The organism is Pseudomonas sp. CGJS7, assembly GCF_036961695.1.
Genome location: NZ_JBAMDI010000071.1, coordinates 12,728 through 24,999, shown reverse-complemented (window position 1 = coordinate 24,999; position 12,272 = coordinate 12,728). Strand labels below are relative to the sequence as shown.

12 protein-coding genes are annotated in these 12,272 nt (G+C 67.3%); 5 read left to right on the top strand and 7 right to left on the bottom strand.

Annotated features, from left to right (window positions below):
- Positions 1-201 precede the first annotated feature (201 nt).
- Complete coding sequence (locus V7787_RS32360; RefSeq protein WP_336091451.1) at positions 202-1,452, top strand: efflux RND transporter periplasmic adaptor subunit; 1,251 nt, start codon at positions 202-204, stop codon at positions 1,450-1,452.
- Between the two features lie 51 nt (positions 1,453-1,503).
- Positions 1,504-2,244: an ABC transporter ATP-binding protein gene (locus V7787_RS32355; protein ID WP_336091449.1), complete on the top strand. Its 741-nt coding sequence runs from the start codon at positions 1,504-1,506 to the stop codon at positions 2,242-2,244.
- A gap of 136 nt (positions 2,245-2,380) precedes the next feature.
- Here V7787_RS32355 and glyS read toward each other — a convergent pair whose 3' ends face one another.
- Together glyS and glyQ are read right to left on the bottom strand one after the other, a co-directional pair.
- On the bottom strand, positions 2,381-4,549 hold the full coding sequence (gene glyS, locus V7787_RS32350) for a glycine--tRNA ligase subunit beta (protein WP_336091448.1): 2,169 nt from the start codon (positions 4,547-4,549) through the stop codon (positions 2,381-2,383).
- A 134-nt stretch (positions 4,550-4,683) separates the two neighbouring features.
- Complete coding sequence (glyQ, locus tag V7787_RS32345; RefSeq protein WP_336091446.1) at positions 4,684-5,616, bottom strand: glycine--tRNA ligase subunit alpha; 933 nt, start codon at positions 5,614-5,616, stop codon at positions 4,684-4,686.
- Positions 5,617-5,720: 104 nt separating this feature from the next.
- On the opposite strand from glyQ, the gene V7787_RS32340 reads away from it, so the two are divergent.
- Positions 5,721-6,446 (top strand): glutamine amidotransferase, encoded by a 726-nt coding sequence (locus V7787_RS32340; protein WP_336091445.1) that lies wholly within the window; start codon positions 5,721-5,723, stop codon positions 6,444-6,446.
- A 105-nt stretch (positions 6,447-6,551) separates the two neighbouring features.
- Positions 6,552-7,472, top strand: coding sequence for a hypothetical protein (locus V7787_RS32335; RefSeq protein WP_336091444.1), 921 nt, complete (start codon positions 6,552-6,554; stop codon positions 7,470-7,472).
- Between the two features lie 24 nt (positions 7,473-7,496).
- Here the strand turns inward: V7787_RS32335 and V7787_RS32330 are convergent, their stop codons facing one another.
- The 5 genes from V7787_RS32330 to V7787_RS32310 form a co-directional block, all read right to left on the bottom strand.
- A complete protein-coding gene (locus V7787_RS32330; protein ID WP_336091443.1) occupies positions 7,497-8,225 on the bottom strand; it encodes an RDD family protein in 729 nt (242 codons plus the stop codon).
- Positions 8,222-9,022 carry a twin-arginine translocase subunit TatC gene (gene tatC / locus V7787_RS32325; RefSeq protein ID WP_336091442.1) on the bottom strand — a complete coding sequence of 267 codons (801 nt, stop codon included), beginning with the start codon at positions 9,020-9,022 and terminating at the stop codon, positions 8,222-8,224. Before tatC ends, V7787_RS32330 begins: the two co-directional genes overlap by 4 nt.
- Complete coding sequence (gene tatB, locus V7787_RS32320; RefSeq protein ID WP_336091441.1) at positions 9,009-9,482, bottom strand: Sec-independent protein translocase protein TatB; 474 nt, start codon at positions 9,480-9,482, stop codon at positions 9,009-9,011. The genes tatC and tatB overlap by 14 nt, the downstream gene beginning before the upstream one ends.
- Before the next feature lie 39 nt (positions 9,483-9,521).
- Positions 9,522-9,752, bottom strand: coding sequence for a Sec-independent protein translocase subunit TatA (tatA, locus tag V7787_RS32315; RefSeq protein ID WP_336091440.1), 231 nt, complete (start codon positions 9,750-9,752; stop codon positions 9,522-9,524).
- A gap of 266 nt (positions 9,753-10,018) precedes the next feature.
- Positions 10,019-10,948, bottom strand: coding sequence for a lipid-binding SYLF domain-containing protein (locus V7787_RS32310; protein ID WP_336091438.1), 930 nt, complete (start codon positions 10,946-10,948; stop codon positions 10,019-10,021).
- Positions 10,949-11,254: 306 nt separating this feature from the next.
- On the opposite strand from V7787_RS32310, the gene hemH reads away from it, so the two are divergent.
- Entirely contained in the window at positions 11,255-12,247 is a 993-nt protein-coding gene (hemH, locus tag V7787_RS32305; RefSeq protein ID WP_336091437.1) for a ferrochelatase, read from the top strand.
- The last annotated feature ends 25 nt before the right edge of the window (positions 12,248-12,272 follow it).

Below are 12,272 nucleotides of genomic sequence, written 5' to 3'. Positions count from 1 at the left end.
CGTCCTAGCTCTCAACACATCCATGTAGCGGAACCGATTCTTGGGTTTTCCGCTGCGTAAAACCGCATATCCGACGTCGAGGCGATTACTTGTCCGTCGCGGTTTTCTACTGCTATGCTCAAATCATTGGCTCGCTCCAGCGCCAATGTCAATACGCACATCGAAAAAAATTTTGTGTTCCTTAAGGAAGATCGTAGACACATGGATGTCGCGCGCCCGGATCTTGGACAACGCAAACGGCGCCGTCAGCGCGTCGCGCTTATTCTCATCGGCTTGGCGTTGTTGACCGCGGCGATATCGGTCGCCGCCTTGGGCGCCCGCGCACCGACGCTCGACCGTGCCGATGCGGCGATCGAAGTGGTGCGCCGCGGCGAATTCACGCGCGCGGTTCGCGGCCCGGGAAAACTCGTTCCCAGTCAGACGCGGTGGGTGGTTGCGCGCACCGATGCGACGGTGGAGCGGGTGTTGATCCGGCCCGGCATGACGGTAAAAGCCGATAGCGCACTGTTGGAGCTAAGCAATCCGGACGTGCAAGACCGTCTGCTCGCGGCGCAGTCCGCCTACGTTTCCGCAGCGTCCGAGCACGCCGCGCTGCGCGCTCGGATGCAGGCGAGCTTGCTTGAAGTCGAGTCTTCGCTGGCCCAGTTCGAAGGCCAGTTCGAATCGGCGCGCGTCCAGGAAGAAGCCAGTCGGCTCGGCCACGAGAAGGGCGTGCTGTCGCTGGTGCAGTACAAACAGACGTCGATAGAAATGCGGCAACTGGGCAACCGCGTACGGATCGAACGACAACGCGCTGCACAATCCAAGCACAACATGCAGGCCCAAGTTGCGGCCAGTCAGGTGCGCCTGGATCAACTCGCGCGCACGCGCGATCTGCGTCAGCTGGAAGCCGACGCACTTCGGGTCAAGGCCGGCCTGGACGGAGTGGTGCAGCAGATCGGCGTCGAGGAAGGGCAACGCGTCGCCGCGGGCGTCAATCTGGCCCGTGTGGCGCGGCCGAGTACGCTGATGGCCGAACTGAAAGTCGCCGAATCGCAAGCCGCGGAACTGGCCCCGGGCCAACCGGCGACGATCGAAATCGGCAGGGCGCGGACTCAAGGCAAGGTTCGCCGGGTCAATCCCGTGGTGGAGAAAGGCACGATCCTGGTCGAGGTCGAGCTGACCGGCGCATTGCCCGCGAACGCCCGCAGCGAGCAATCCGTCGAAGGCATCATCGCCACCGACCGTTTGACCGACACCTTGTTCGTCGCTCGCCCGGTAAACGCGATACCGGACTCGGACGCGACCGTGTTCCGCATGACCGACAGCGCCAGCGCCGAGCGGGTTGCGGTCCGGTTCGGCAAGGATTCGGTCAATCAGATCCAGATCCTGAGCGGGCTCAAGGAAGGCGACAAAGTGATCGTGTCCGACATCAGCGCCCTGGATCAAGCCACCAGGGTCTCGATCGAGTAGATCCCGTCACACGCGACTATAGGCAATGGCACAAGGAAAGGCTGACCGCACATGAGTACGTCTGCGTTGATACAACTCACCAAAGTTCAAAAGATTTTCCTGACCGAGGACATGGAAACCCACGCACTGAGCGACATCGACTTCCATGTCGATCGCGGCGAGTTCGTGAGCATCACCGGGCCCTCCGGGTGCGGCAAGTCCACATTGATGTCGATTCTGGGAACCTTGGACACCGCCACCTCTGGCCGCTATGTGCTCAACGGCAAGGAAGTCGGCGCCCTGGACGAACGGGAGCGGGCGCGAGTGCGCAGCGAACAGATCGGATTCGTCTTTCAGGCGTTCAACCTGATCGGCGATCTCAGCATCGCCGAGAACATCGAGGTTCCGCTGACTTATCGCGCGGACGTCGACAAGAACGAACGCCGCAAGATGGCGATGGAAGCGCTGGATCGGGTTGGCATGACCCATCGCGCCAAGCACTATCCGGCGCAACTGTCCGGCGGCCAGCAGCAGCGCGTCGCCGTGGCGCGCGCATTGGTGGGGCGTCCCTCCATCCTCCTGGCCGATGAGCCCACCGGCAACCTGGACTCGAAGAACGGCGAATCGGTGATGCAGTTGCTGAAAGAGTTGCACCTGGCGGGCTCGACCCTGTGCATGGTGACTCACGATCCGCGCTACACCGAGTGGGCGGATCGGCAAGTCTTCATGTTTGACGGCAGGATCGTCAGCGGGTCGGTCGATGCATCGACTCCGCTCGACAGCCCGGCGATGGTGGCGTCCGACCCGGCGTAGCGCTTGGATCAGACCGGCACGCTAGCGACGCGATGTTTGCGCCGCTGCAGATGCGCGCTCAATCGGAGCGAGCGGCGCAAGCGGGCGTGAGCGGGGCCGGCGATGACCGGCCTTCGCTCAGCGGCGCGAGCGCCGATCAGATCGACAAATGCTCGATCGCCGCCACGCTGCCCAATCGGTCGGACAACCGCTTGAGCAAGGCCAGACGGTTGTTGCGCACCGCCGCGTCGTCGACGTTGACCATCACCTTGTCGAAGAACGCGTCGACCTGCGGGCGCAGGCGGGCGAGGCGGCCGAGTACGGCGACGTAGTCGCGCTGGGCCAGCAGCGGGTCGGTGTCGGCGATGGCGGCGTCGACGGCTTCGGCAAGTTCGCGTTCGGCCGGCTCGTTGAACAGCGTCGGATCGATTGCGGTGGGCAGTTCGCCTTCGACCTTCTTGAGGATGTTGCGGCTGCGCTTGTTGGCTGCGGCCAGGGCTTGGGCCTCGGGAAGCTTGGCGAATTCCACGATCGCCTTGACCCGGCGGTCGAAGTCGAACAGGTCCATCGAAACCCGCTCGAGCACCGAATCGAACTGCGCCGAGGTCACGCCGATGTCGGCGTAGTAGCTGCGCAGGCGTTCGCGGGTGAAGTCGTTGAGATCGATGTAGAACTCCACCGCGTTGCCGCCATCGCGGTCGGGCAGGAATTCGTGCACGCGCGCTTGTTCTTCCTTGCGCTTCTTCGGCGATTCGATGGCGTCGAGATAGTCGTGTACCGCGACGGCCACCGGACCGGTGGCCTGCTTGAACAACGAGTCCAGATCGATCGACAGCCCCGATTCGATGATCGTGCGCGCCAGGCCCAGTGCATTGCGGCGCAGCGAGAACGGATCTTTGTTGCCCGTTGGCTTCAGGCCGGCGGCGAAACCGCCGGTCAGCGTGTCCACGCGCTCGGCGATCGCCACCACTTGCCCGAGCTTGGATGGCGCGGTCGCATCGCCGGCGAAACGCGGCATGTAGGCTTCGTCGATCGCATCGGCGATCGCGGCGGGCTGCTCGGCCGCCGCGGCATAGTAACGGCCGGCGATGCCCTGCAGCTCAGGAAATTCGTTGACCATGCGCGACTGCAAATCGTTCTTCGACAGCGAAGCGGCAGCGGCGGCTTGGTCCGGATCGACGCCTACTTGCGCGGCGATGGAACGCGCCAATCGCTCCACCCGCGAGGCCTTGTCGGCCACGCTGCCCAACTTGTCCTGGTACTTGACCGTCTTCAGCCCCTCGCCCATCGACTGCAACCCCTGCTTGAGGTCTTCGTCGAAAAAGAACTTGGCGTCGGCGAACCGCGGGCGGATCACCCGCTCGTAGCCCTTGCGCACTTCGCTTACGTCGCGGCTTTCGATATTGGCCACGCCGATGAAACGCTCGGTCAACTGACCCTGCGCGTCGAGCACCGGGAAGAATTTCTGATTGGCTTCCATGGTCGCGATCAGCGCTTCCTGCGGCACCGCCAGGAACTCGCGCTCGAAGCCGCAGGCGATCGCCACCGGCCATTCGGTCAGGCCGTTGACCTCTTCCAGAATGCCGTCGTCGATGCGCGCCACCCCGCCGGCGTTGGCGGCGGCGGCGGTGACTTCGCGCACGATGCGTTCGCGGCGTTCGTCCGGGTCGACCAGTACGTTGGCGCCGCGCAGCGATTCGATGTAATCGCTCGGCGCGCTGAACCACACCGGCTTGTCGTGCATGAAGCGGTGGCCGCGGCTCATGCGGTCGCTGCGCACGCCCAGGATTTCGGCGGCGACCACGTCCTTGCCGAGCAGCAGCACCAGCCAGTGCATCGGCCGGGCGAAACCGTAGTCGTGATCGCCCCAGCGCATCGGCTTGGGGATCGGCATCGCGGCGATGGCGTCGCGGACGATTTCCGGCAGCAGGCTGGCGGTGTCGGCGCCGGGCTTGGTGGCGCGGTGGACGAAGCGCTCGCCCTTGGCGTCGCTGGTCTTCTCCAGCGCGGTCCATTCGACCCCGGCCTTGGCGGCGAAACCCTGCAGCGCCTTGGTCGGCTGGCCGTCGGCGTCGAGGGCGATGTTGAGATACGGGCCGAGCACTTCGCTGTTCTGCTCGGGCTGACGCACCGCCACCGCGTTCAACGACACGGCCAGACGCCGCGGCGTGTACAGCGGCTTGGCGCCGTCGCGGTCGAAGCCGATGCCGCGCTTGTGCAGGCCGTCCAGCACGCCGTCGAAGAAGGCCTGGGCCAGGCCGGGCAGCGCCTTGACCGGCAGTTCTTCGGTGCCCAGTTCGATCAGGAGAGGTTGGGTCGTGCTCATGCGGTGGCCTTTGCGGTGTTGCCTTCGTGTTTCGAAGACGCCTCGCGCGTGCTGCGGCGAGGTTGGTGTTGGTTGATGAGGCGCTTGCAGCCCTCACCCCAACCCCTCTCCCGCGAGCGGGAGAGGGGCTCTGGTTATGCGGCTTGTGCGGGTGCGGGCTTGAGGCCGGGGAACCCGAGTTTTTCGCGCTGCGCGTAGTAAGCCTCGGCCACGCCCTGGGCGATCTTGCGCACCCGCAGGATGTAGCGCTGACGTTCGGTCACGCTGATCGCGCGGCGCGCGTCGAGCAGGTTGAACGAATGGCTGGCCTTGCACACTTGGTCGTAGGCCGGCAGCGGCAGGCCGAGTTCGATCAGTTTCTGCGCTTCTTTCTCGCACGCGTCGAAGCGGTGGAACAGCTCGGCCACGTCGGCGTGTTCGAAGTTGTAGGCGCTCTGCTCGACTTCGTTCTGGTGGTAGACGTCGCGGTAGGTCACCGGGCGGCCGTCGGGGCCGTAGGTCCAGACGATGTCGAACACGCTATCCACGTTCTGCAGGTACATGCACAAACGTTCCAGGCCGTAGGTGATCTCGCCCAGCACCGGCCGGCATTCCAGGCCGCCGGCTTGCTGGAAGTAAGTGAACTGGGTCACTTCCATGCCGTTGAGCCAGACTTCCCAGCCCAGGCCCCAGGCGCCCAGGGTCGGCGATTCCCAGTTGTCCTCGACCAGGCGCAGGTCGTGCACCAGCGGGTCCACGCCGAGCGCCTTGAGCGAGGCGAAGTACAGTTCGACGATGTTGTCGGGGCTGGGCTTCATCGCCACCTGGTACTGGTAGTAGCGCTGCAGACGGTTGGGGTTGTCGCCGTAACGGCCGTCGGTGGGACGGCGGCAGGGCTGGACGTAGGCCGCGTTCCACGGCTCCGGACCCAGCGCGCGCAGGAAGGTCGCCGGGTGGAAGGTGCCGGCGCCGACTTCCAGGTCCAGCGGCTGGATCAGCACGCAGCCCTGTTCAGCCCAATAGGCGTTCAGGCGCTGGATCATGCTCTGGAAGGTGATCACCGAAGGGGGGGCGTCGCTCGCGCTCATGGGCTCATCGCAGTGCAGCAAAGCGGGTTAGTATAGCCGCGAGCCTTTGAAATACAGGGCTTCGCCCCGACTCAGCAGTGGCCATCCCCCTTCGACGCCCCGCCGTGAACCCGCCCTTCCTGATCCTCGAGACCGGTCAGCCGGTCGCCTCCATGCGCCGTCATCGCGGCTTTCCGCATTGGATCCGCGTCGCCGCCGGGCTGGACCGGGATGAGGCGGTGGTGGTCAACGTCGAGGCCGGCGAGGAACTGCCCGGCCGCGAGGGCTTCGCCGGCGCCATCGTCACCGGCTCGGGCGCGATGGTCACCGACCGCGCGCAATGGAGCGAACGCAGCGCGCAGTGGCTGCGCGAAGCCGCCCATGCCGGCTTGCCGCTGTTCGGCATCTGCTACGGCCACCAACTGCTGGCGCATGCGCTCGGCGGCGAAGTCGGCAATCACCCGGCCGGCCGCGAGATGGGCACGATCGGGCTGGAGCTGCATCCCAGCGCCGCCGCCGATCCGCTGTTCGCCGGTTTGCCCGAGCGCTTCCCGGCGCAGGCCACCCATCTGCAAACGGTGTTGCGCGCGCCCGACGGCGCGACCGTGCTGGCGCGCTCGGCCCACGATGCCTGCCACGCGTTCCGCTGGGGCGATCGCGCCTGGGGCGTGCAGTTCCATCCCGAATTCAGCGCCAGCCACATGCGCGGCTACGTCCGCGCGCGCCAGGACGCGCTGCGCAGCGAAGGCCACTGCCCCAAGGCCATCGCCGGCGGCGTCAGCGCCGCGCCGCATGCGCGGCGGGTGCTGCGCCGTTTCGTCGGCCATGCGCGTGCGTTGCACGGACGCTGAGACGCCGTCCGCGCGACGGCCGGGCAATGCCGCGGCCGCGACGCGCATTGCGATCCGATTCAATGGCGGCCCGCCGCCGTCCTCCCAGCCCCCGGGATCGATTCGATGAGCCAACCGATACGCAAGGTGCCGCTGACCCACGGAGCGCAATGGCTGATCCGCGCGATCAACCTGGGCACGCGCAATCCGCGCGCGATCTTCGGCGCGGCGCTGCTGCTGATCGCGGTGCTGTATCTGCTGCTGTACTTGTTCACCACGCCGCTGCGCCTGGGCGGGGATTCGATGAGCATGGACAGCTTCATCACCACCTGGGTGGTGGCGGTATTCGCCGCGGTGCTGGTGCTGCCGGTGCTGCTGGGCGGGCTGATGCACGTGATCCGCGAGGCCGAGAGCGGCCGGCCGGTGCGCGCGCGCGATCTGTTCGCGCCGCTGCGGTTGCACAAGGCGCTGCCGCTGGCGTTGCTGGGATTGGTCCAGATCGCGCTGGCGCTGATCTGCGGTTCGCTGCTGCTGTGGGCGACCGGGCTGGATTTCTGGTCGCAGTACCAGGACATGGTGCGCAACGCGATCGTCGGCCGGGTCACCTCGGCGCCGGCGGCCGATCAGCCTGCGATGGTGGTGCTGGTGCAGTTGATCTACTACTACCTCAGCACCGCGGTGGTGCTGGTGTCGGTGCCGCTGATCATGTTCTCCGGGCTGAGCATTTCCGATGCGGTCAAGCGCAGCTTCGGCGCGTCGCTGTGGAATCTGGGTTCGTATCTGTTCGCGGCGATGTTGTTCATGTTCGGGGTGATGGTGTGCGGCTTGCTGGTCAGCGCCGCCGCGCTGTTGCTGCTGTCGCTGGGATCGGCGCTGAACCCGGTGCTGGGTCAGTTGCTGGTGACGGCGCTGTTCGCGCTGTACGGGATGGCGGTGCTGGTGGTGATGTGCGGCACCTGTTACTTCGCCTGGCGCGACGTGTTCGCGCACAACGACGATGCGCCGACGGCCGCGTCGAATGCGCCGCCGGGGCATCTGGAAGCCTGAGCGGCGCGGCTTAGCGCGCGTCGGTCAAATCGCGCCGTTCTGAAGCAGCACCGCGTCCAGCGCGGCCTGCATCGCCCGCGCCAACCACACGCATGCGGCCAGGCTGGCGATGGCCTGCAGCAACAACCAGGCCCAGCCCCACAGCGGCGTCTGCGCGTCGCCGGCGCGCACCACCCGCGCACCGGCGATGCGGTCGTGCAGGGCGCGATGCTCGGGTTTCGCCGCGGCCATCAAGTGGCCGATGTTCAAGCTGAGCCAGGACAAACCGCCGCCGAGATAACGCAGGGCGGCGCGCCCCGCGCCGAGCCGGCGGCCGGCCTCATCGCTCACCCATACACCCAGCGCGCGCTTGCCCGGGGTGGCACGCCAAGACGAAAACGCGACGAAGCCGACTTCGTAGACCAGGCCCAGCAACGCGTACAGAAACGTCCAGCCCAGGATCAGCGACGTCAGCGCGCCGGCGGTGCTCGCCGCGGCCGCGTGCACGCCCGGATCGGCCAGCAATTGCTGCGAGAACCCGCCGAAATCCAGATCGTCCAGAACCGCGCCGGACATCACTTCGGCCACCCGCGCATTCATCGCCGCATAGGCCTCGCCCGCGGCAGCGGCCAGCCGGCGCCAATGGGCGGCGCCGATCAGCGTGGTCGAGGCCGCGATCAAGGCCGCATCGAGCGACCACGCCAGATAACGGACCCAAAGCCCCGCCGGCACCCACGCGGCCGCGGCCGGCGCCGACCGCGCCGGCGAACTCATGGGTCGCGCGCGTCGCCGGTCGGACGGTCGTCCGCGTCGCGCGGCTCGGAGGCCACCCATTTGGCCGCGATGATGCCCAGCTCGTACAACAGGCACATCGGGATGGCCAACATCAGCTGCGACACCACATCGGGCGGGGTGATCACCGCGGCGATGATGAAGATGCCGACCACCGCGTAACCGCGCGCTTCTTTCAACTGGGTCGGGGTGACCCAGCCCAGCAGGGCCAGGATCACCAACGCCACCGGCACTTCGAAGCTGATGCCGAAGGCCAGGAACAGGATCAGCACGAAATCCAGATAGGCGTTGATGTCGGTCATCATCGCCACGCCCGTCGGGGTGACCTTGACCAGGAACCCGAACACCGACGGCAACACCAGGAAGAACGCGAACGCGCAGCCGGCGTAGAACAGCACCAGCGCCGACACCAGCAGCGGCAGCGCCAGTTTCTTTTCGCGCTTGTACAGGCCCGGCGCGACGAACGCCCAGGCCTGGTACAGCAGCCACGGCATCGACACCATCAGCGCGGCGAAGAACGCCAGCTTGATCGGCGCGGAGAACGGCGAGGCCACTTCCACCGCGATCAACTGGCTGCCGGCCGGCAGCTTGGCCAGCAGCGGCGTGGCCAGGAAGTGATAGAGCTTGTTGGCGAACGGCAACAGGCCCAGAAACACCACGATCAGGCCGGTGACCCCGCGCAGCAAACGCGCGCGCAGTTCGATCAGGTGATCGAGCAGGCGCGGCTCGGCCGCGGGTTCGCCGTGGGCATCGCCGGAGCGGGAATCAGCGTCGCTCATCGTTCGGCGTCTGCGGCTGGGAGGGGCGGTAGTCGGGCAAGGCGGCGCCGCCGTAATCGGGGTGCGACACCGACGATGGCGCGTCCTGGGCCGGATCGGCGGCGGACGTTTCGACGGTCTCGGTGGAAGCGGCCGCGGGCGTTTCGGCCGTCGCCGCCGCGCCGACCGGCGCGGCGATGCGCCGGTTCAGATCGTCGGCGCCCTCGCGCATGATCTGGCCGCTGTCGCGCAACTGCGCCTGCGCATCGCGCAGGTCGGCCTGGGCCTGACGCAGGCTGCGCTTGAGTTCTTCGTCGGCGAGCTCGTTTTCCAGCTCGGACTTGACCGAATACCACTGCGCCCGCGCGCGCCGCACCCACAGGCCGGCGAAACGCGCGGCCTTGGGCAAGCGCTCGGGGCCGAGCACGATCAAGGCGACGATCGCGATCACGAAGACTTCCGAGAAGCCTATGTCGAACATGGCGGCGCGACCGGACGGAGTAAGGCTAACCGCGCCGGATCAGCGCGGGGTGTGCTCGTCGTTGCGCGAGGACGCGTTGGCGTTGCTGTCGCCGCGCCGCGCTTCGTCGCTGTTGAGCTGGGCCGGCTTGTCTTCGTCGGCCATGCCTTTCTTGAAGCCCTTGACCGCTTCGCCGACGTCTTTGCCGATGTTGCCCAAGCGCTTGGTGCCGAACACGAGAACGACGATCAGCAGGACGACGACCCAGTGAATCCAACTCATGCTGCCCATGGCGGTGTCCCGTAAAGCGGATTGGTGAACCCGAGGATGAAGGAGAGATGCGAAACGCCGGCTGGTCCGATCAGCGAGCCCACGGCCGGCGCGCGATGCGCCGCGACGGCTGGGACAGCGAGGATACCGCAACCTTAGTAAGCAGATGTTGCGGCGGCGGCCCGCAAATACACGAAAACACGTGCAATAGGCCATCGGTCATGCGCGGCCCGGGGCGACGGCGGCGGCAGAGCCGCCAGCGTCGCGCCAAGCTCGGCCGAACCCGCTCAGGGCAAGGGTTCGACCTTGGCCGGATTGGGCTGCGCCGGCACGGTTTCGAACGGCTTGGGGCCCTGCGTGGGCTGTTCGGGAATCGCCGGCGCCAGGCGCTCGTGGGCCGGCGCGCGGTCCGCCGGGGCGGTCGCGGCCGGTTGCGCGGGACCGGTCGGGGTCACCCCGGCGGCCGGATACACGGTCGCGCCCAGCGGAATGCGCTGTTCTTCGGCGGTGCGGTGCGCGCGCGCCGACGCGCTGGCTTCTTCCAGGCGATCGCGGAAATCCACCACCGCCGTGGACGGCTGACCGGTGGCGCGGCCTTCGAAAATCATTCGCGGGGTGTTGCCCTCGCCGTAGACCGCCTGATTGGCGTCGTCGTCGATCGACAGCGCCGCGCCGTCCAGGGCGATGCCGGCGAACAGGCCGCGCGCGCGCGACCACGACCAGATCTCGGCCTTGAGCTGGCCGTCGGTGGCGGCCGCGGCGGTGCGCCCGACCGGGCCGGCGGCGACGCTGGCGTCGGCGCCGAGGGTGAGCTTGCCGTTGACGATCGAATCCAGGCCGCGGTTGCCGCGGAACACCAGCACGATGTCGGAAGACTGCACGCCGGCCTGGAAACCGAAGCTGCCGCCGGTGAGTTTGACGAAGCTGGGATTGGACCAGGTGCCGTCGGGGTTCTTCACCGAGACCAAACCGTGGCCGCGACGGCCGCCGACGACCAGACCGATCTTGAGCGTATCGGGCACCACCACGATCGCGCGCGCGTCGTCGAACAGCTTGTCGGGAATCGAGGATTCGGGAATTTGCTGGATATCGCCGAGCACGCGCACCGCGTCGCGGGCGCGCTGGTCTTCGGTCGGACCGGCCACGGCGGCGGTGGCGGCGAGCCCCAGGCTCAGGGCCAGGCTCAAACTCAGGACGCGGGGCAGCGGACGGGACATGAGGGACTCCGACGGTTGTGCGGGATGTGTGCACCACGGGCCCGGCCCACGGCGGTAATGCTCTGACCGCGAGAACGACAGTCGGTTCAGGCTAGTGCGGCGGCGATGAATCACCGCCTAACTGCAGGCTGAAGCGCGGGGCCGACGCAGGCCGCGCATTGTAGGCCGCATCCGCCGCGCGGCGCGCATCCAGCGCGTCCGCGACGCCGTCGTATCGGCCGCAATCGGCGCGATCGATGGCACCGATCCGAAACAACGATGCCCGCGCGACTGCCCAGGCCGGCGCGCGAATGTCATCCTATGCGCATGCCCGCGTCCGCCAGCATCGACCCCAACGCCCACCGCGCCGCCGCCGACACCGCGGTGGTGCTGGTCAATCTGGGCACGCCCGATGCCCCCAATACCGCGGCGGTGCGGCGCTATCTGTCCGAATTCCTGCACGACCGCCGCGTGGTCGACATGAACCGCTGGCTGTGGTGCCCGCTGCTGCATTTCGCCATTCTGCCGCTGCGCAGCAGCAAGGTCGCGCACAAGTACGCCAGCGTCTGGCTGCCGGAAGGCTCGCCGCTGGCGGTGCACACGCGCCGCCTGGCCGAGGCGCTGCAGCGCGAATTGCCCCAGCATCGGGTGCTGCATGCGATGCGCTACGGCAAACCGTCGTGGAAGCAATTGCTCAAGCAGTTGCGCGAAGACGGGATCAAGCGGGTGATCGCGCTGCCGCTGTATCCGCAGTATTCCACCTCCACCACCGCCTCGGTCGGCGATGTGTTGGCGCGCGCCGAAGGCCTGGACACGCGGATGGTGCACGACTACCACCTCGACCCGGACTGGGTCGCCGCGGTCGCCGACTCGGTCCATCGCCATCGCCTGAGCCAGGGCGCCGGCGAGCATCTGCTGTTTTCCTTTCACGGCCTGCCGCAGCGCTTCGCCGCCGCCGGCGATCCGTATCCGCGCCAATGCGAAGCCAGCGCGCGCGCGATCGCCCACGCGCTGGAACTGCCCGATGAGGCGTGGACGCTGACTTATCAGTCGCGCTTCGGCCGCGAGCGCTGGCTGGAACCGGCCACCGCCGACACCTTGACCGCGCTGGCCGCGCGCGGCGTGCGCCAGGTCGACGTGGTCGCGCCGGGGTTCGCGGTGGATTGCCTGGAAACCCTGGAAGAAGTGGCGATGATGCTGGCCGAGGACTTCGCCGCGCGCGGCGGGCAATTGCGTTACATCCCCTGCCTCAACGAATCGCCCGCGCATGCCGCGGCGTTGGCCGGGGTGGTGCAGCGCGAATTGGCCGCCTGGACCTGACCCGCTACACAGGCATCGAGAACCC

Coding starts and splice junctions, on each gene's coding strand:
- V7787_RS32310 (WP_336091438.1), bottom strand. CDS start 10,948: ATGTCCCGTCCGCTGCCCCGCGTCCTGAGTTTGAGCCTGGCCCTGAGC.
- V7787_RS32330 (WP_336091443.1), bottom strand. CDS start 8,225: ATGAGTTCGCCGGCGCGGTCGGCGCCGGCCGCGGCCGCGTGGGTGCCG.
- V7787_RS32360 (WP_336091451.1), top strand. CDS start 202: ATGGATGTCGCGCGCCCGGATCTTGGACAACGCAAACGGCGCCGTCAG.
- tatB (WP_336091441.1), bottom strand. CDS start 9,482: ATGTTCGACATAGGCTTCTCGGAAGTCTTCGTGATCGCGATCGTCGCC.
- V7787_RS32335 (WP_336091444.1), top strand. CDS start 6,552: ATGAGCCAACCGATACGCAAGGTGCCGCTGACCCACGGAGCGCAATGG.
- hemH (WP_336091437.1), top strand. CDS start 11,255: ATGCCCGCGTCCGCCAGCATCGACCCCAACGCCCACCGCGCCGCCGCC.
- glyQ (WP_336091446.1), bottom strand. CDS start 5,616: ATGAGCGCGAGCGACGCCCCCCCTTCGGTGATCACCTTCCAGAGCATG.
- V7787_RS32355 (WP_336091449.1), top strand. CDS start 1,504: ATGAGTACGTCTGCGTTGATACAACTCACCAAAGTTCAAAAGATTTTC.
- tatA (WP_336091440.1), bottom strand. CDS start 9,752: ATGGGCAGCATGAGTTGGATTCACTGGGTCGTCGTCCTGCTGATCGTC.
- tatC (WP_336091442.1), bottom strand. CDS start 9,022: ATGAGCGACGCTGATTCCCGCTCCGGCGATGCCCACGGCGAACCCGCG.
- glyS (WP_336091448.1), bottom strand. CDS start 4,549: ATGAGCACGACCCAACCTCTCCTGATCGAACTGGGCACCGAAGAACTG.